21 protein-coding genes and 2 other annotated features are annotated in these 19,222 nt (G+C 41.6%); of the genes, 3 read left to right on the top strand and 18 right to left on the bottom strand.

Features of this window, described 5'->3' with window-relative positions:
* Positions 1–136: 136 nt before the first annotated feature.
* The 11 genes from EKM80_RS00685 to rpmG form a co-directional block, all read right to left on the bottom strand.
* Positions 137–1,789, bottom strand: a complete 1,653-nt coding sequence (locus tag EKM80_RS00685; protein ID WP_386699191.1) for a peptide ABC transporter substrate-binding protein — start codon at positions 1,787–1,789, stop codon at positions 137–139.
* Between the two features lie 285 nt (positions 1,790–2,074).
* Complete coding sequence (locus EKM80_RS00680) at positions 2,075–3,175, bottom strand: competence protein CoiA (protein ID WP_125551163.1); 1,101 nt, start codon at positions 3,173–3,175, stop codon at positions 2,075–2,077.
* Between the two features lie 248 nt (positions 3,176–3,423).
* A complete protein-coding gene (locus EKM80_RS00675) occupies positions 3,424–4,539 on the bottom strand; it encodes a vitamin B12 independent methionine synthase (RefSeq protein ID WP_125551162.1) in 1,116 nt (371 codons plus the stop codon).
* Positions 4,540–4,763: 224 nt separating this feature from the next.
* Positions 4,764–4,998: a binding site (T-box leader), on the bottom strand.
* Positions 4,999–5,420: 422 nt separating this feature from the next.
* The gene (gene rplL / locus EKM80_RS00670; RefSeq protein ID WP_125551161.1) at positions 5,421–5,789 is read right to left on the bottom strand and encodes a 50S ribosomal protein L7/L12; all 369 of its coding nucleotides are present in this window, start codon (positions 5,787–5,789) and stop codon (positions 5,421–5,423) included.
* A gap of 28 nt (positions 5,790–5,817) precedes the next feature.
* Entirely contained in the window at positions 5,818–6,327 is a 510-nt protein-coding gene (rplJ, locus tag EKM80_RS00665) for a 50S ribosomal protein L10 (protein WP_125551160.1), read from the bottom strand.
* Positions 6,328–6,378: 51 nt separating this feature from the next.
* Positions 6,379–6,531: a sequence feature (ribosomal protein L10 leader region), on the bottom strand.
* Positions 6,532–6,648: 117 nt separating this feature from the next.
* On the bottom strand, positions 6,649–7,338 hold the full coding sequence (rplA, locus tag EKM80_RS00660) for a 50S ribosomal protein L1 (protein ID WP_125551159.1): 690 nt from the start codon (positions 7,336–7,338) through the stop codon (positions 6,649–6,651).
* An 88-nt stretch (positions 7,339–7,426) separates the two neighbouring features.
* A complete protein-coding gene (rplK, locus tag EKM80_RS00655; RefSeq protein ID WP_125551158.1) occupies positions 7,427–7,852 on the bottom strand; it encodes a 50S ribosomal protein L11 in 426 nt (141 codons plus the stop codon).
* 188 nt (positions 7,853–8,040) lie between these two features.
* The gene (locus EKM80_RS00650) at positions 8,041–8,562 is read right to left on the bottom strand and encodes a hypothetical protein (RefSeq protein ID WP_125551157.1); all 522 of its coding nucleotides are present in this window, start codon (positions 8,560–8,562) and stop codon (positions 8,041–8,043) included.
* 17 nt (positions 8,563–8,579) lie between these two features.
* Positions 8,580–9,128, bottom strand: coding sequence for a transcription termination/antitermination protein NusG (gene nusG / locus EKM80_RS00645; RefSeq protein ID WP_125551156.1), 549 nt, complete (start codon positions 9,126–9,128; stop codon positions 8,580–8,582).
* A 105-nt stretch (positions 9,129–9,233) separates the two neighbouring features.
* Complete coding sequence (gene secE / locus EKM80_RS00640) at positions 9,234–9,416, bottom strand: preprotein translocase subunit SecE (protein WP_125551155.1); 183 nt, start codon at positions 9,414–9,416, stop codon at positions 9,234–9,236.
* Between the two features lie 8 nt (positions 9,417–9,424).
* The gene (gene rpmG, locus EKM80_RS00635; protein ID WP_125551154.1) at positions 9,425–9,574 is read right to left on the bottom strand and encodes a 50S ribosomal protein L33; all 150 of its coding nucleotides are present in this window, start codon (positions 9,572–9,574) and stop codon (positions 9,425–9,427) included.
* A gap of 333 nt (positions 9,575–9,907) precedes the next feature.
* Here rpmG and EKM80_RS00630 point away from each other — a divergent pair, with 333 nt between their 5' ends.
* The gene (locus EKM80_RS00630; RefSeq protein WP_125551153.1) at positions 9,908–10,129 is read left to right on the top strand and encodes a hypothetical protein; all 222 of its coding nucleotides are present in this window, start codon (positions 9,908–9,910) and stop codon (positions 10,127–10,129) included.
* A 148-nt stretch (positions 10,130–10,277) separates the two neighbouring features.
* On the opposite strand, the gene EKM80_RS00625 is transcribed toward EKM80_RS00630, so the two are convergent.
* Positions 10,278–12,812, bottom strand: coding sequence for a M1 family metallopeptidase (locus EKM80_RS00625; RefSeq protein ID WP_125551152.1), 2,535 nt, complete (start codon positions 12,810–12,812; stop codon positions 10,278–10,280).
* A gap of 215 nt (positions 12,813–13,027) precedes the next feature.
* Here EKM80_RS00625 and EKM80_RS00620 point away from each other — a divergent pair, with 215 nt between their 5' ends.
* Entirely contained in the window at positions 13,028–13,471 is a 444-nt protein-coding gene (locus EKM80_RS00620; RefSeq protein WP_125551151.1) for a hypothetical protein, read from the top strand.
* A 7-nt stretch (positions 13,472–13,478) separates the two neighbouring features.
* On the opposite strand, the gene EKM80_RS00615 is transcribed toward EKM80_RS00620, so the two are convergent.
* The 4 genes from EKM80_RS00615 to EKM80_RS00600 all read right to left on the bottom strand — a co-directional run bounded on the left by EKM80_RS00615 (position 13,479) and on the right by EKM80_RS00600 (position 17,672).
* Positions 13,479–13,898 carry a hypothetical protein gene (locus EKM80_RS00615; protein ID WP_125551150.1) on the bottom strand — a complete coding sequence of 140 codons (420 nt, stop codon included), beginning with the start codon at positions 13,896–13,898 and terminating at the stop codon, positions 13,479–13,481.
* 92 nt (positions 13,899–13,990) lie between these two features.
* Complete coding sequence (locus EKM80_RS00610) at positions 13,991–15,985, bottom strand: serine hydrolase (protein ID WP_125551149.1); 1,995 nt, start codon at positions 15,983–15,985, stop codon at positions 13,991–13,993.
* A 251-nt stretch (positions 15,986–16,236) separates the two neighbouring features.
* A complete protein-coding gene (locus EKM80_RS00605) occupies positions 16,237–17,088 on the bottom strand; it encodes a nucleotidyl transferase AbiEii/AbiGii toxin family protein (RefSeq protein ID WP_125551148.1) in 852 nt (283 codons plus the stop codon).
* Positions 17,085–17,672 carry a type IV toxin-antitoxin system AbiEi family antitoxin domain-containing protein gene (locus EKM80_RS00600; protein WP_164509469.1) on the bottom strand — a complete coding sequence of 196 codons (588 nt, stop codon included), beginning with the start codon at positions 17,670–17,672 and terminating at the stop codon, positions 17,085–17,087. The genes EKM80_RS00605 and EKM80_RS00600 overlap by 4 nt, the downstream gene beginning before the upstream one ends.
* Before the next feature lie 284 nt (positions 17,673–17,956).
* On the opposite strand from EKM80_RS00600, the gene EKM80_RS00595 reads away from it, so the two are divergent.
* A complete protein-coding gene (locus tag EKM80_RS00595) occupies positions 17,957–18,178 on the top strand; it encodes a site-specific integrase (RefSeq protein WP_125551146.1) in 222 nt (73 codons plus the stop codon).
* Between the two features lie 349 nt (positions 18,179–18,527).
* Here the strand turns inward: EKM80_RS00595 and EKM80_RS00590 are convergent, their stop codons facing one another.
* Positions 18,528–18,839 carry a type II toxin-antitoxin system RelE family toxin gene (locus tag EKM80_RS00590; RefSeq protein ID WP_125551145.1) on the bottom strand — a complete coding sequence of 104 codons (312 nt, stop codon included), beginning with the start codon at positions 18,837–18,839 and terminating at the stop codon, positions 18,528–18,530.
* Positions 18,832–19,068: a type II toxin-antitoxin system RelB family antitoxin gene (gene relB / locus EKM80_RS00585; protein WP_125551144.1), complete on the bottom strand. Its 237-nt coding sequence runs from the start codon at positions 19,066–19,068 to the stop codon at positions 18,832–18,834. The genes EKM80_RS00590 and relB overlap by 8 nt, the downstream gene beginning before the upstream one ends.
* Between the last annotated feature and the right edge of the window lie 154 nt (positions 19,069–19,222).

Here is a 19,222-nt window from a genome sequence, read left to right as displayed (position 1 = left end):
TTAGTGACTTAGATCGTGTTGAAAAATTAATGCTGTCTTGTTTTTACCTACAATTAGACTAAAAAACAAGTAAGGTCAGCCCGATTAGTTGTTTTCCCCCTAACCTTAACCTAACCTCACTTGTTTAGCTGATCACTTATTTTGCAATATAAGCGGTCTTGTAATCATAGCTTGAACCAGTTTGATGATAAACGATACCTTTAACTTTAGGGTTAACTAAATGGAATTCGTTCTTCTGATAAATTGGTGCTACCCCTTCATCAGTCATCAATGTGTTTTCAGCGTCAAGCAAGTTCTGCCAACGTGCATCTGGGTTAGCAGCATTTTCATTCTTAGAAGCTGAAACGTTCTTATCGTAACTAGCATTACTCCATTTCCCATTATTATAAGAGTTTGTGCTAGTTAATAAGTCCATGAAAGTAATTGGATCACCAAAATCACCATTCCATGCGGTCATGACCATATCGAATTTACCATCTACCGAACGTGACAAGCGTGTCTTAAATGGTAAATTTTGATTAGTCACTTTCAAACCAGGTAATTTTTCCATCCCGTTTTGCATGTACTCCAGGATCTTTTTAGAACCGTCAGTATCGTCGCCCATTAACTCAACATTAAGTTTTTTGATGCCGACTTCTTTCTTACCTTCAGCCCATAACTTCTTAGCTTTCTTCAAGTTATAATCGACGGCCGTTTTTTCAGCAGCGCCTTGTGCTTCAGTTGAGAAATCTTTACCATTCTTCGGATCGTTAGCTAGTCCTTCTGGAACATAGCCTTTAGCCGCTGTTGAACCATCAGACAAGACATTCTTGGCTAATTTCTGCCGATCAATCGTCAAAGAAATAGCTTCACGAATCTTCTTGTTCTTGAAGGCAGGAATTTTCTTCTGGTTATACTCCAGATAGAAAGTTGAAGCCATCTTGCGGATTACTTTATCCTTATTGTTAGCTGATTGTTTAGCCATTTCGCTAGATAAGGTGACATCGTCAAGATCTTTACTTTGGTACAAATTCAAGGCAGTTGAAGGATCCTTAACTGCTTGGTATTGGATCGTATTCAACTTGACCTTGCTCTTATCCCAATAATCCTTGTTCTTGACCAAGGTCCACTTCAAACTAGTCCCATTCCATTTAGTTAACTTAAATGGCCCGTTATAAACCTGTTTAGTAGCTGTTGTCCCATATTTAGAACCATATTTCTCAACTACTTTCTTACTTTGCGGGAAGAAGGTTGGGTTCGCCATTAACAAATCAAAATAAGGAACTGGCTTTTCCATAGTAACTTGCAATGTATAGTCATCAACAGCCTTGACCCCTAATGTGCTAGGCTGTTTCTTACCATCAGCGATTGCCGTTGCGTTCTTGATCCCCTCGAACAAGAACGCATACTGTGAAGCAGTCTTAGGTGTAACGGTTCGTTGCCACGAATAAACGAAATCTTTCGCAGTGACGGGGTCACCGTTACTCCATTTAGAGTGCCGTAAATGGAACGTGTATTCTAGACCGTTGTTGGTTGATTTAACAACTGAAGTGGCCAACGCTGGTACGGCTTTGTTCTTACTGGTTAAACGATACAATCCCTCGTTTGTATTGTTCATAACCGTTGCCGCATAGATATCGGTCATTTTTGAATTATCCATTGTGGTTAATTCTGACGGTACCATCATCTTAAACGTCTGATCCTTAGCTAACGTTGCCGCCTTAGCTGTACCTGCATTACCTACTAATGGCACAACCATTAGACTAGCTGCCGCAACTAAGCCGATCTTTTTTGCTTGCTTCCACATCATAAATCCCCACCTTGATCAGTTATTGTGCATCTCACTGAAAAAGCATTCCTGCTTTTTAACTTGTTGACAAGTTTATATTAGAAATCAATTAAAGTAAATATTAAATTCTCATTTTCGTCAAAAACAGGGCTTTATATTAAATTTTAATTAAATTATGCTGTGGTTTAGGTAAGTAAAACCCTTTCGGTATAGATTTTAACTGCTATTAAATGAAAAAAAAGCTTAAAAAGTTCACATAATTAATATAGATGCGTCATTTAAATGAGTATTGTCTCATTGATTTACTCATTTTAGGCTACCGGCTTGTATCCTATTTTTTTTACTATAATAATCAACGTACCAGCATGCGCCTAAATAAAACCAAACTTGTCCCTGCCGGACGACAATATTTTGACGCTGCCACTGCTTTAAAAGCACGCCACACCACTGAACATACCAAAAATGTTCATCTACTAGTGGTAATGGATAAAAGGCTAACCTATTCTCCCAACAAAAATGTTGCAACTGCGTCACTGTCACCTGTCCCTGTTGTTCACAAAAAAGCAATAAGCGCACTGCCAACAATAGGGTCGCTTGCCGATTAAGTGGCGGCATACAGGTTTGGTGACAACAAAGCGGCGCGCCAGCTAAATGATGCCCAGCTAAATAACAAGCTTGTTGCAGTGGCCGCAGTTCCGGCGCCGCTTGACCTAGTTGCCAGTTCAAGCGCTGATTTTCTTTTAACAATACCGTTGTTGTCAAGCGCATATGCGTACTTGGTACCAAGTGCTTTTGTGTCACTAAACAGCGTTGATAACTAACCTGTTGCGGGTAGCCATGATGCGCAATATGATGTAATAACCAGAGTTGCCCGCTATTAACTGCTAATTGCCACTGATACCAGCCCCGCGTTACAGAATACTGTAAAAAAGCATGATTACTTGCCGGCCATTGTTGGCGCTGATACCGTTGCCCCAGGATCCAAACCACCCGATAACCAATGCGCCGGTAACCTTCAGTACGCGCTCGCAAACGTGCGAGTGAAATCGGACTACACTGAAACTCGATTGCAATCCGTTGTGCGCCTTTACTGATCAATAAATCAGGTCGTTGCTGGATCGATGCTAAATAAACTTCATATGCAAAGTTAATTTGCCAGCGGCGAAACAACTTGCCTAATAGCGCCTTACCAGCTAAATGCTCGGCCGTTTCCCCTTCCGCCGCTACATGACATGTTGCACCAGGTAAATGCGCAAAATGCGGCTGAACAGTTGCACCAATTTTAAGTCGTAACCGGTCATGACAGGCTGGACAATAAAAGGATTGCCCCTTAAACCTTTTTAGTTGTGTCCGTGAATAGTCTAAACAGTTAAAATAGCTTGCTTCTGGCGTTTGCGCTGTTAACATAATGGATTACCTCAATTCATCCTTTATCTATAAATTACGCTAAAACAAGCAAGTTATTTTATTTACGCCGCTTAGTCCTATTTTCAATTGAACAAGGGCTATGCGCCATTTTACACCAGATTAATTAAAGTAAGTTCGAAACGACTAACACCAATAGATAATACAAAAGCCCTACAATCATTAGACTTAACGGTCTAATAATTATAGGGCACTTCAAAATTTAGCTGTTGGCTTGTCGGTCTTTCTACCTAAGCTTCAGGCCAAACTTGCTTGGCAGTCGTGATCACTAATTGTAGCTTAGCCCATTGTTGGTCAGCCGTCAGCTGATTGCCTTCCTCGGTGGACGCAAAACCGCATTGCGTTGATAAAGCAAGATTGGCTAATGGCACTTGTTCAGCTGCTTCATGGATCCGTTTGATCAAAGTAGCTTGATCCTCTAATTCAGGGAATTTAGAGGTCACTAAACCGAGCACAATTCGTTTTTTAGGATCATTATTCCAAATTTTTGTTAATGGTGCAAAATCACCTGCACGATCACTATCATATTCTAAGAATAACCCGTTGTACTTCAGCTCGCCTAAATAATCGGCAACCACATCATAACCGCCGGAGAATAAGAACGTCGAACGGAAGTTACCACGACAAATATGTGTTGTAACGGTTAAATCAGTTGGCAGGTCGGCCAATAATTTATTAATAACATAAACTGTGTCCTCAGCCATTTGTTGGTATTGCTTATGTGCTGCAGGATCAGTCTTAGTTGCATTTAACCGATCAATTAAAAAGGCCCAAGTCGTGTCATCCAACTGGATATACTGACAACCTAATGAGTAAAACCGCAGGAGTGTTTTATGGTATGCCGTAGCTAAATCATCTAAGTAATCTTTATGGTTAGTATAGAATTGGTCAGCATTATCGCTACGGTTATCGCGAAATAACATACTTGGTGACGGAATTGTTTGTTTAGCGACTACCCCGTCTGGTACCAATGACTTTAGGTAACTAAAAGCCGCGAAGAAAGGATGGTCAGGGTTGTAAGCAACCTTACCGGTCAAGGTGACATTATCAGTCCGCGTTTTACTGCCATGGAATTTGTAGCTTTTTTCATAATCGTATTTATCAACGCCAGTTAAGCCCCATAGGAAATCTAAATGCCACCACGAACGACTAAATTCACCATCAGTAACTGCATGTAACCCTAATTCAACTTGTTTAGCAACGATTTTTTTGATTTCAGCTTGCTGAACTGCCTGTAGGCCGGAAGCATCAATTGCCCCTGCCTTAAATTGTTGATGTGCCTGCTTAAGTGGTGCCGTACGTAATAAACTACCAACTTGATCAAAACGATATGGTGCTGTTGCCATGAAAAATTCCTCCTCTAAATTTACTAACTATACCTACTATTCAAACGATGTCACTAATTGGAGCCAATCGTGGTGAAAAATAGATTGCTACACCTAGCCAACTTTAGCCTGGTGGTTTGCACCTGGTTTATTAATAAAATGACTAATAAACCACCACGATCACACTGTAATATCAGAACGCCTTTAAAACTCTCAAAATCAAAAAAAGCACCCTCAACTAAAACGTCAAGGGCGACAGAATCGCGGTACCACCTTAATTGCGAAATAATTAAATATTTCCTCAGTGAGCTTACTTAGCTCAACGTCATAACAGACGTCACCCGTCAACAGTTTACTTATAGCTCACTGCTGATCTCTCACTAAAGACCATCTTCAACTGTTTTAACCGGCTTCTTCGCACTTACCAGAAGCTCACTGCGCGGTGCCACAATCTACTCATCTTTTTCTAATCGATATTTAATTACTAGGTTACCGCGGAAAACTGGCACTGTCAACTACTGCTTATTACTGCAGGCACAATAGTTATATTGGTACCGGTGATAATAGCTCACTATTACATTTCTGGCGCGAATTTGCGGCATTGCACAATAAGTTTTTTACAATTGAAGGATTTGAGAAAAAAACACTTTAAGCTTTGGCAGCCATTATTACGCTGACGTGCTTCAAGGCAATTACTTAGGTCGTTCTAGCTTGATTTCAATCAGCGATAGTCGTACTTTCTGTAGCAAACCAGTGAAAACAACCAGCTGTCAGCCAACGTTGTTTAGCAAAAACAACAAGCCAAGTGAGTAAGATCATTTGAATCGCTGTTTTTTGGGTAAAACAAAAAAGGATCAAACACTGACTTAACAGCGTTTAATCCTTTAAAATTGTTTAAATGACTATTTAACAGTAACTTCAGCGCCAGCTTCTTCAAGCTTAGCTTTAAGTTCGTTAGCTTCGTCTTCAGAAACGCCTTCTTTGATGACAGTAGGAGCACCGTCAACCATGTCTTTAGCGTCTTTCAAACCAGCGCCAGTGATTTCACGGACTGCTTTGATAACTTTGATTTTAGCTGAACCAGCACCAGTTAATTCAACGGCAAACTCAGTTTGAGCAGCTGCAGCGTCGCCGCCAGCAGCACCAGCAGCAGCTACAGGAGCAGCAGCGCTTACGCCAAATTCGTCTTCGATTCCTTTAACTAAGTCGCTTAATTCAAGAATTGTTGCTTCTTTTAATTGTGCAATGATTGCATCTTTATCTAATGCCATTTTAAGTTCCTCCTAGAATAGGTAATTATTATGCTTCAGGTTCTGCTTCTGACTTTGCATCAGCAACAGCTTTAACTGCATACGCAACATTGCGTACTGGTGCTTGTAAGACAGAAAGTAACATTGAAAGTAAACCATCGCGGTCTGGTAACTTGGATAGATCAATAATTTGGTCTAAGCTAGCTACTTTACCTTCGATTAAGCCACCCTTGATTTCAAGGGCATCTGCGGTTTCAGCAAATTTCGCTAAAATACGGGCAGGTGCAACGACATCATCATTTGAAAAAGCAACGGCTGTTGGGCCAGCGAATGTATCGTCTAACCCTTCAAAGCCAGCTTTATCAGCGGCACGACGTAAAATCGTGTTTTTGATAACGTGTAATTCAACACCAGCTTCACGTAATTCCTTACGTAATTCTGTATCTTGCGCAACTGTTAAGCCACGAGAATCCACAATGACAGCTGATGCTGCATTCTTGAATTGTTCAGTGACACCATCAACAACTTTTGCTTTTTGTGCAATAACTGCTTCACTCACGAGAATCTCACCTCCTGTTAGAATCAAAGCGCGAACGCTCTGTTGGTGATTTCTCCTAATAAAAAAACGCTGTGTTCAAAGACACAACGCCGCAGAGAGTCTGTGTAAACCGTACAAACTTTCTCCTCGGCGGGCCACTTAGTAAAAAAACTAAGTGTTTAAGGCTGAAGCCACCTGAGTCTTAGGTAGAAATATAACCGAGAACCAGCATATCATGGATATGGGCACCCGTCAAGCGCTTTTGAATGAAAGCCCTTTGATATTTTCAGAAATCAAAAAAGCACAGCCAGCATAACGCCAACTGTGCCTATTATTTGCAACTTAGAAAGAAGCAATATCGACCTTAACACCAGGGCCAAAGGTTGAAGTAACCGTTAAGCTCTTGATGTAAGTGCCTTTAGTTGAAGCTGGACGAGCTTTAGCAATTGTTTCTTGCATTGTCGTGAAGTTTTCAACTAATTTAGCATCATCAAATGATACTTTACCGATTGGGGCATGGACAATACCAGCCTTGTCAACACGGTAAGCTACTTGACCTGCTTTGATATCGTTAACAGCCTTAGTAACATCCATCGTTACTGTACCTGTCTTAGGGTTAGGCATTAAGCCTTTAGGACCTAAGACACGGCCTAAACGACCTACTTGAGCCATCATTGGTGGTGTTGCAACGGCAACATCAAAATCCAACCAGCCGTCTTGGATCTTTTGAACTAAGTCTTCAGCACCGACAATGTCAGCACCTGCTGCTTTTGCCGCTTCGGCTTGTGGGCCTTGGGCAAAAACAATCACTTTTTGTGTTTTACCAGTACCGTTTGGCAAAACAACTGCCCCACGGATCTGTTGGTCTGCTTGTTTAGGGTCAACGCTCAAATTGTAAGCAACTTCAACTGTTGCGTCGAATTTTGCGAAGTCAACTTTTTTAACTAAAGCAACTGCATCGTTAACACTGTATTTCTTGTCAGCGTCAACCTGCTTTAAAGCTGCTGCGTATTTTTTACTCTTTTTAGCCATTTGTGTTTTTCCTCCTTGCAAATGTGGTCACAGGAAGCAATTCCTCCCACTTGATTAGACAACTTTCATTGAAAATCCGTGCGCGTTATTAGCCTTCGACAGTGAAGCCCATTGAGCGTGCAGTACCTTCAACCATGCGCATTGCAGCTTCAACGTCTGCAGCGTTTAGGTCTTGCATTTTAGTTTCAGCGATTTGACGTACTTGGTCACTGGTTACAGTAGCAACTTTTTTCGTGTTTGGTTCGCCGGAACCATGTTCAACACCAGCAGCTTTTTTAAGTAAAACTGCAGCAGGTGGGGTCTTAGTTACGAAATCGAATGAACGATCTTCATAAACACTGATCACAACTGGAATAATCATGCCTGCTTGATCGGCAGTGCGTGCATTAAATTCCTTAGTGAAGCCCATGATATTGATACCTGCTTGCCCTAATGCTGGGCCAACTGGTGGAGCTGGAGTTGCTTTACCGGCAGGGATTTGTAACTTAACGACATTTACGACATTTTTTGCCACGAGACAAAACCTCCTTAAGTCCGTGCTGTGGTAATTTGGCCAAGCTGATTTTGGCCTCCCACTTAACGCGACACCAATGTGCCACGGTGCGAAAATTCGCACCCAGACATTATAGCATGCACACTCTATAGAAGCAAGTCGCCTTTCATGAAAAAAGAACTGCCCCAGCGTGCGGCAGTTCTTACGGCTTACTCACTAGAAAAGATATCTGCACGCCATACTCGCTGATAACTAGCATGGTCGATGCGTCTGTCAGCTGTACGAGTAACAGGTGGTAGCTTAGGCGACCATAGATAGGTACTTAACCAAGGCACCGCCTGCACCTTAACTGCCAACCAGCAGCGCAATTGCTGCCGCTGTTGCAGTGTAAACTTCAACGGTAGTGAACAAATCAGTTTTAAAGTAGTGACCTGCTGTAATAATTGGGTCAACACTTGTTGGACCCGCTGAATTTGTTTATCCTGAGTCCAGCGCTGAGGTACCACTAATAAAATCAGCGGATTATCCAGCATCGTGCTTACTTCTACATTAACTTGCTGACGCAGATAACTAGTCTGTCGCCAACAAATCAAGCCCTGCTTAACCAACTGATGTAGTTGCCGGTTTGCTGCAAAATGGGCGTAACCAGATAAAGTAACCACCACTGTCAGCTCACTTGTAAAGCTAACTGACTGCCTATAGTGCCGGGCGACTTTAAGTTGTCGGGCCAACTTGCTCACTTCAATTCTTAAAGTTGATCGACTTGATCGTAATCTAGTTCAGTACTAGTTTCACGGCCAAACATATCAATATTAACTTTCAACTTCATCTTTTCAGCATCAACTTCGGTAACCTTACCAGAAAGACCTGAGAAAGCACCGTCGATGATCGTTACGGTATCATCAACGTTAAAGTCAACATCCGCATGACGTGCGCTCATCCCTAATTGACGTAAGATGCGTTCAACTTCTTCGGGCAATAGCGGTGCTGGCTTACTGCCGGCGCCATGGCTACCAACGAAACCTGTAACACCTGGTGTGTTACGGACAATAAACCAAGCTTGATCTGACATGATCATTTCAACTAAGACATAACCAGGAAATTCTTTTTGCATGGTTACTTTTTCTTTGCCGTCTTTGATTTCCCGTTGTTCTTGTTCCGGTACGACTACCCGGAAAATATTGTCCTCCATACCCATTGATTGAGCACGAGATTCTAGATTACCGCGAACTTTATTTTCATAGCCGGAATAAGTGTGCAAAACATACCATTGTTTTTGTGCTGATTCGGTTTCCATTTTTTATTGCTCCTGTCTAACTTGATTAAACAAAAAAAACCCCGCCACGCGAAGTTTTCGTCTCTGAATAAAAGTATACCAGAAAATAAGCCTAGATACACGTTATTATTTAAAAATGAATAGATTAAGAACCCATTGAATACCATTATCAACGATCGCAAAGTACGCTGCGAACAGGAGTGATAGCCAAACAACGGTACTGGTATCATGGCGTAATTCTTTACGTGTTGGCCAAGTCGTATCGCGCATTTCTTGACGAACAGCGCCTAAGTAACGGACTAATTTCATTAATTCATTTACCTCGTTTCTTGATGCTGGGTTTCTTTTTGACAATGTTTACAATATTTATTTAAGGTTAAACGTTGGGTGTGATGTGGCTTGACGGTAACCGTATAATTACGTGCGCCACAAACGGTGCAAGCCAAACTTACTTTAACACTAGCCATCAATCGCACTCCTCTACTATACCATAGAATAATCTTAATTTACGCTCATAACTTTAGCATGTGAACCGACAGACGTCAAATCAAACTGCCTGCTTGCTAGTGCATCAATTATGCTGCAGTTATTAAAAAACTGCCAGTAACGTTATTAACTGTGCTTGGGCTTGGTTATATTTAATTTATTTTAACGCTTTGTCAATACTTTTGCCAAGGTTCACTGTTCACTACCGCACAAACAGTGCTACAATTTACTTATACAACTAACGTGTAGCTCCCGACGCCCCGGCCACCGCTATTAAAATTTGGGCCACGCATTCATTATGAGGAGGATCTACGATGGACAATATTTTAACACTAAAACTAGCTAACGGTCAGACGATCACACTAACTGAAGTTTCAACGGTGCGCGTCACCACCAACGACGCTGTCATTGAAACCACTAGCCATGATTTTCTGAACATTGGCCGTGCCACCGAATACGATATCACCTACGAAGGTAGCTTACATAAAGTGTTTGCAGCCGACGATGTCGTTAGTGCCAACGTTGTGGAAAAATAAAGATCAGTACTAGCTCAGCGCATTTTTCGCGGCTGAGTTTTTTTACTGATCTGGTTCTGTCCTATCATTAATTTAACGTATCACTAGCGTACAATTTAAGGCCAGCAAAAAGGAGCTAACTCGATTTCAGTGTTAGCTCCTTTTATATCTATTTAACCACTTTTGCTACTGCCGCATTAACTGCAGCTTGTTCCTGCTGGATCAACGCAACGCGGCTCTCAATGATTTTGATATCCATCGTAATTTCTCGCGTCAAACCTGGCGTAGGTAGCTTAGGTTCAAAGAAGGCCTTAAATTCGGCTAAGCGTGCTGGCGTGTGAAAAATACCTGCCGTTACGGTGATATATGTTGAAAATTCCATATCGCCGCCAACGGTATCTTCCAACCACTGCCAGTCGTTACGTAACCAGTCCCAAGCAGCCTGTTGACCAGCATCATTTGCCAGCACCCCACGATACCAAGCCCGTAGATCCTGTGGCTTGATCGTATCGGCATCCTCAAACGCAGCAACCAATTGCGCAATCAAAGTTTGATCCGTGGTGCTAGTCAAAGCGGCACACAAATCAGCTTTATAGCTGGCATCAGCTGATTGACGATAAGCAGTCAATAATTGCTTAAATAAAGCTGTGCTACCAAAGTTTTTGACCTCATTGCGCAATACAAATACCCGAATATCGGCTGGTAATGCGGCTAATTGATCACGGTTAGCACTAAATAGATCATGCGCCGCAGTCATTGCCGGCACGTTTTTAGCGTACAAAGCGGCACTCAAAACGTATGGCCGTGTTAATTGATCATCGTTAGACTCGTTAGCTTGCGCCGTCCAGCCTAAGCGGGCAACTTGCGCGGCACTTAATTGATCAAAAAGTGCTTGTAATTTAGTTTCTGTTGCAGAATCTGGCGTCACAAATTTCTTCAGATTACTAGCAACTTGGTACAAAGCGGCATTAACCACGTTGGCGTGACTGTTAGCAAAGTTTCCTAATAGTGGCACTACCGTCGCGTATGAAACTTGACCACTCTCAGCTAACAAGCGTAGGTCCTGCAGAATCTGTAACTGATCGATAGCATCTAAATCAGCTACATGCGCCAAAATATCTGCTAATAATGTGTCGTCATATTTAACGATAAAATGGGAATTATTACCAACGTTTAGACGGAATGGTTGGCCATTAGTCGCGCGTAATGCAGCATAGTCACCTAGCACTACTGATTTTTCCGTCAAAATAGCTGGCGCTGCCGTGTAATTACTATTTAACGGTACTTGCCATTGGCGACCAGCAGCACGGCCTTCACCAATGAAAAATTGTTGCTGCGTCACACTTAATTTTCCGTCAACAACTGCCGCAGTAACAACCGGATAACCAGGTTGTTCCAACCAAGAATTCATGATTGCCCCAACATCGATACCAGCAGCAGTACCTAAAGCTGCCCATAAGTCAGCCCCTGTTGCGTTATCATATTTATGAGCCGCAAAGTAAGCCTTCAAACCTGCGCGTAAAGCATCATCACCAACTAAAGCTCGCGCCATCACCAGCATCCGCGCACCCTTAGCATAAACAATTGCGCTATCAAAAATTGAATCGATTTCAGCTGGATTTTCCACTTGTACATGCACTGACTGCACACCATCCGTGGCATCCCGCTGCAAAGCCGCCGTTGCTTCAGACGTTTGGAAAACTTCCCAGATATGCCAATCAGGTTCTAAGGCGTCAATAGCGACGTATTCCATCATGTTGGCAAAGCTTTCATTTAGCCAGAGATCATCCCACCATTTCATAGTCACTAAGTCGCCAAACCATTGGTGCGCTAACTCGTGGGCAATCACAGTAGCCACCCGCTGTTTCATTTCTAACGCCGTGTTGTCAGGATCAAGTAACAGGTAGGCCTCCCGATAAGTGACTAAGCCCCAATTCTCCATTGCACCAGCAGAAAAGTCAGGTAATGCTAGCTGCCAAGAGTGTGGTAATGGGTATGGTGTCTGGTAGAAATCCTCATAGAATTCGATTGAACGCTTAGCAATATCTAGCGCAAAATCAAGTTCGTTAGCCTGACGAGCTTTAGTCGCAAACACACCAACCTGAACACCACTTTTAGTTGTGGCCTGTTTTCCTTGGAGATCACCAAATGCGAAGGCAATCAAATAGGTTGACATACGCACTGTGGTGTCAAAATAATGGACGCCGTCAGCGAAGCGTTTTTCCGGCATATTAGCTAAAATCGTTTCCCCAGGCTGCTCATCAAATTTAATGGCCAAAGCGAACGTTGCCTTAGCTTCTGGTTCATCTACACACGGAAATGCTTGCCGCGCCGCCGTTGTTTCAAACTGCGTGCCGATCAATTGCTTTTTAACGCCATCAACCTCGTAATAAGATGGATAGATGCCCATCATGGAATCAGTTAGTTTGGCTGAATAGGTAATGGTTACCGTGATTTCACCAGTCTGCGTCAAATTAAGTCGTAACGCATCGTTGGCATCATCAACAGTAAAGGGTACCGTTTGCCCAGCAACTTCAACTGCTTCAATCGCTAAATATTTTTGATGAATTGCAATTGCCTGTGTTTTGGCGTTACCTTTGATCATCGTTTTACCGCTAAATTTTTTAGCACCACGGTCAATATCTAAAAAAACATCGTAATGCGTCGGTTGAAATGCTTGATAAAAATGGCTTAGTTCTGTCATAAGTACCTCCCTGAATTACTTGATAAATTTATTATACAACTTTCAACGACTAGACTCCTAACCAGTTGCCACACTGATTTTTTTAATAGATCAATCTGATCTGCTTGCCATCAAGCCGGTTTAACTTATATACTTATTGAAGACCAATTACAGTTTAACTAAGGCCGTAAATACATAGCGACAACAGACTGAAACAAACAACTGGAGGACCAGAAATGAAACAATTATTTAGTTGGAGCATTATCGTATTCACCACCCTATCATTGGCAGCATGCGGTAATAATAATGCCACTAAAAAAGATAGTTCAGCTACGCAAGCCCACTCTGCAAGTGTCACGCAGGCAAAAAAAGAGGCAAAAGCCAACGCTACCAGTAAAGCTGAAGTTAAAGCCCGAATTGAAAGCGTCGTCAAGGCTGAACGTGAATCAAAGGCCGCCAGTAGTAGTCAAGCTGCCACAGCCGCAGCCGAATCATCCGCTCTAACTGAACAGCAAGCGGCGGAATCCTCACAAGTAGCCGCTACTGCTGCGGCAAATTCGCAAGCTGCAGCCGACCAACAAGCTAGTCCACCAGATACAACTAGTTCCAGCGCTGATAGTGCTACTAGCGCCGACACTACTACCGATTCTACGGCTGCTACCAATAGCTTAGGTTATTGAGCCCCGTTTAGGCTAACTCATCAGCTACTACTGGCTGAATTGCCTTGACCCATTCTGGCGCTGTGCTTAGTTGCGCCTGTGTCACGTAAAAATTAGCTGGTTTCGCTTGGCCGCTTGTAAAATATTCAGCAACCCAGGTGCCATTTTGTTGTAAACCAGCATACAATTGACCAGCGGCTTGCCGAGACGTTGTTCCAGCCATCGGTAGCAAGTACTTCGGCGGTTCAATAGCATAGCCATCTAAAACCGCCTTAATAAAAAATACTTTAGCCGCTGCTGTCAGCACGCGCCCATTTGCTGTTTCCGAACTGGAAATACGCCGCAGTAAATATAACAGTTGTGAATTTTCATCTAAATAAGCTTTAGCTGCTTTTTGTTCTTTTGCCCATTGATCAAACCAAGCCGGCACGCTTACTTTTTCACTCAATTCAATCAATCCTTTCTTGATACTCGTTAGCATAAACCACGCTGTTATTAGTTTACCGCAAAAACAAAAAAAGCCGGCTTTTGCCGACTTTTTTAATTATTTTTAACTAAAATTTCGTGTGTCGCACTAGCCAATGATTCAATCAAATTAATACCGGTATCTTCATCACTATTTTCAGCAGTCAAAACAGCAATGGTATAATCAGCGCCAGTAGTACTTGCCTCATCAACATGACCAATACTGTTAACCATCCAGCTTCCATCATCATCATTTAACCAACCGTTTTTAAGCTGATAAGTGGTGGCGCCGGCGGAAACGCCCCAATCCTGGTCACTTTCCACAGCGTTCATCAAATCCATGATATAGGTGCGTGATTTTGTATTAAGATAGCCATCAGTACCGTAATAAATGGCGTTTAACAACTTAATTTGATCAGTAGCCGTTGTCGTTGTCGTGCCCCATGCTTCAGCGTCCGCTGTAGTTTGAGTCATGTTTAAGCCTTTAAATAATGCCTTGGTTGCATCATAACCACCTAAACGATTCGCCAGCAAATAAGTGGTCGCATCATTATCACTGTTTTCAATCATAGCCTGCGCGTATGCCTCATCGCTACTAGTCAAAGTCAGCTTGCCTTCTTGACGCTGCTTCATCATCTCGGCAGCCACAGCAACTTTAACAATACTGGCGGTATTAAATGTTTTACCACTGGCAACATTGCTAGTCGCAACAACCTGCCCCGTCGCTTTAGAATACACTGCAATTTGTGCTTGGCTATTAGTCGTTGCCAAAATTTTATTCCAAGCTGTTTTTAATTCTTGTGCTACATATGTATTTTTTTGTACACTCGTGTTTTGTGTTTGACTCGTCTTGGTTGAATCTGCTGTGGGCGTCGACTGTGTACTAGCACTATTAGCTGCCTGCGCCGGCTGCCCTACCGCTGAATTCACCCGACTAAAAGTTACTCCCGCCATCACTAAAACAACGGCTCCTGACATTAAGCCGAGCCACATCCGCCTAGCCGAAACATAATGCCGCCAGTGCTCAGAAAAAGCACCATTAAACCAATGGGCACCAGTAACTAAACCAACCGCGATCACAAAACTAAACAGCGGGCTGCCCACTTGGGAAAAATAGCCACGCAAAATCAAGTTAGCCGGCCACATCAATAAATAAATCTGATATAAACTAGGCACAATGCTCAGATCAAAGCGGCGACCACGCACGACTTGAACCTTGCGTATACCATATAAAATAACTAGCGCCAATAGACTACCTAGCAAAACTGCTATCAATAATTGCCACCGATTCTGAATTGGTAAAAATAGACTTAGCACTAACAATAAGCCGCCGCCAACAATCAAGCTTAAGTGCCGTTCATTTTGCAGTAGTTGCTGCCTAAAATGATTAGGCACCACTTCATTACCAGTTAAACAGGCCACAATACTGCCTAAGCTAAACGGTACTAAGTAGGTCAATGTGTTAGCAGATAATGATAGTACACTAGACTTAATTATGGCTGCCCTAATAAGAAAAGCCAAGCCAAAAACACCTGCAATAATGGCCAAACTACAAGTTGTCCCTCGTAACCATTGCACTTTTTTTGCAGCATGACGCCCTAAATGGCTTAACCCCCATAAGCAAAAGCTCCAACCCAACAACAATTGAACACCAACTGCAACTGGCCAAGTTTGAAAGAATAGTTGCTGTACCACTGGCGTACTGTGACCAACGCCACGTGCCATTTCCCAAAAATTGCGCACAAAACCAAGCGTTGCGGCAATTTGAATACCGACTTCCTTTAACAGGCTAGGCCGAAATAACCAGGCCCCCAGTAAACTCAACACAAGCATTGCGACCAGTGGCACAAGTAATAAACGCCCACTGCGCACTAAAAAAGTATGCCATCTAAAATGACCATCCTTAGCTACTGTATCCAGAATAGTTGCCGTTAATAAAAAACCAAGAATCGCAAATATCACGACAAAGATCACTAATGACCCTTTAAAAAATTGATGTGCATATATTTCAAAATTTAACAAAACAAAAAAAGCAATTAAACTTAAATTTGACTTCTTAGTTACTGCCACAATAACGCCACCTATCTAAAATCTTTAGCTAATAGTCTACCAACTAAATATGATTTTTTTCATACTTTTTATTTGGTTTATCTTTTTCTTATTAATTGAAAAGCTTAATGCTATTTATAATTATACGCTTACATACTAAAAAAACAGCCCCGCGACAACCTTTTTTACGGGTTGCCACGGGGCTGAACTTGTTTGAAAAGTTATAAATCTATTCCCACTTAATGCTTTATCTTAACAGTATCAGAGAGTGTCTAATTTACTTTTTGATATAGTTCTTTCAGTGCTCGACAAGTCGCTGAAAAATCAATATCATTAGCATATGGCTTTGTCCGTTGATAGTTGCGCCATCTTTGCTTCATTTGTTCATCGGTCTCAATTTCAATGATAACCTGCTGATAATCAGCCAACAATTCAACTGTTCCTCGATGGCTTGCCGTATTTGCTAATGCTTGCCTAAGCAAACTAAAATCAAGGTTATTAAACTCTAGTTTATCAAAAGCATACGCATCATAAAAATCTTTTGGCCGCGTATTATTAATGCCACGAGCAATAATCGTTTCCATTTTTTCAGCAACTATTGTTTCCAAATTATATGACATCACATCAATGGTACGGTTTTCGGTTAGTAGCTTGTGCCGATAAACAATTGCCGCTGGCGTTATCTTATCACCAGTTGAAATATCAACTTTAATCGTGGGTCTAAGCGTATAAATCTGGGCATCAATATGCAGGCGATATCCACCATATTCATCATCTTTGCGAATCGGCTCAATCTTTGTTGGAACTAATTTAATAATATCGTTGAGTAGGCTTTGTTGACAAATTTCACTAAAAACTTCAAAGAGTCGCTGTCCATCAAGTGGTAGGCCAACAATTGTGGTATCCATATCCATCGTTGAACGTGTATCTACACCTATAATAGAGGCAATCAAAAAACCGCCCTTTAAGATCAGATTATCCCGATATTTTGAAACTGATATTTTCTCCAATAAGTTGTCCAAAACCACTTCTTGCAGAAACAGTTGTGGTGTTACCTGATTACGCTGTGCTGATTTCTTAATAAAAGACTTAAACTGCATGGGGTTAGAAAAATTATCTTTCATAATAGTACCTCGATGTATGGTCTTAATTTTTTTTCTACACTCAAAATCTTGGCATATTTCATTAAACGCTGTAGGTTTTTATCCTGTCGTCTGACGTATTGCCTGACGGCTTGAATCATCACATCACTGTCAGTTTGCGGATCGCGTACAACATCGCAAATCGTTTTTTCCAAATCATAAACCTTCACAGCCTGACCCATAGATGTTTCAAGCGTGATCACGCCAAGCTGATAAAACGTTGAAATTTGAAAATGTGGACGCACTAGTAAATCAGCAAATAATTTAGAGTGATAACCTCTAGGAAAAGTCAGATCATATTGGCTAGGTGTATAATCGGTTACTCCATGCAAAAATAATGCCGTATCATGGGAAAAAATACCGCGGCGGAGTTTATGCTGAACAGTTGCAAATTCATCTTCAAAATCACCAGCTTTGACGTATAAACCACGAGTAACCCGCTCTAGCTCACCCGACTTAACCATTCTGGTTAGTACCATCGGATTAATGCCGTGTTTTTCGGCCATCCTTGTGGAGATCATACCATTTTTTTCAGCTAATAATTTAAACACTTCTTCATTCACCACGAAATCACCTTCTTCGTTATAAACATACTTCATATATTTATAAGTGCAGTACATTTATAACATAAATTAATTAATTTGTCTAACATACCAGCCCGCCGCGCGGCAACGTGAAAAGCGCGAGCGGACCGCGGCCGGCGTTAGCTGGTCGCTCAACCCCAGTATCTAATAAGGAGGTAGAAATAGATAATTCAACGTCGCAAAAACACACATAAACCGTAATATATCGACAATTCAACAACCGCCGAACCATCCACTCCACCTATCTAAATTGAGTATGCAGAAAGGTGACTAAGACCACGGACATTCATGTTAATCCACATTTACTGGGTCATTATTTTACTAGCCAAGCCCTATCTAATCCAAATGCACCAGAAATTAATGCAATGCATTGGCTTGGTCATAAGAACTTACACATGACTGCCAGCTACTCACCCGATACAAAACCTGCCTCTATGAAACTTTATCCAAAATTGAAAGTTTTAGACGGTACAAAACTGGCAAAATAAAATGTACCGTCTAATTTACCGTCTGACAATCGAGTTTTATCTTTTAGCTTCCTTTTACAGAAAACAAAAAACAGCCCCCCGACAACCTTTTTTACGAGTTGCCACAGAGCTGAACTTGTTTGAAAAATTATAAATCTATTCCCACTCGGCAGTAACAGTTACGTTAAAAGCATTGATATTTCAACGCTTTATTCGTTCATGGCCACATTTGTTGGTGAACTCACCAACAAAGCATGCTTAATCGCCTGATCTCCATTGAAATATACTATATATTCGTTCGAGATCTCAATCGTAAGCCACTCCTTCAACGTTAAAAAACCACAATTACAATTTGCAATTGTGGTTTTACTTATCTGTCATCAAAATTAGGTCTCGGTAATTTATCTGAATCTAAATCATAAACTTGTTCACGCTTGGCAACATAAATATTGGTAATAATCAAACGATCATCATCTACGACTGTGATTAATCGATATGAACCGATTCGAAAACGTGTATACCCGGACAGATCGCTAACTAACTTTTTCCCAGGTGACGCTGGATAATCAACATCGACTAAATGCTTTTGAATGAATTTAACTATCGCACGCTGCGTCGATTTATCAAGTTTTTTCATAGATTGACGAAAGTACTTTGTAGTACGAACCTCATATTTACTCATCGTCAAGCTCTAAATCTTTAAGCGTATCTTGCCAGCCCATCGTCTTAAAGTTATCTTGCTTCCATTCTTGATAGGCTAGGTCGGCAGCCTGAACATCGGACCAATCTTCTAGCTGTGCCGCTACTGCCTGTTTAATAAAGTCTGACTTACTAATGTTATGTGATGCGATATATGCTTTTAACAATTTATCGGTTGTGTCATCAAACCGAACTGAGGTTGCTTGTGCCATATTGATCCCTCCTTGTACTGTATATTATAAGGTATTGTTGCCCTGTAGTCAAATATAACTACGAAGCCATTTTTCCAAATTACTAGCGCTTAAGCTTGCCCAGTATAACAACCAATTAATCCAGATGAAAGGAGTAAATGCCTTATGAAAAAGA

It is taken from the genome of Loigolactobacillus jiayinensis (genome assembly GCF_003946445.1).
In the GTDB taxonomy this organism is placed as follows: Bacteria; Bacillota; Bacilli; order Lactobacillales; family Lactobacillaceae; genus Loigolactobacillus; species Loigolactobacillus jiayinensis.
This window is presented reverse-complemented; position numbering and strand designations above follow the sequence as displayed.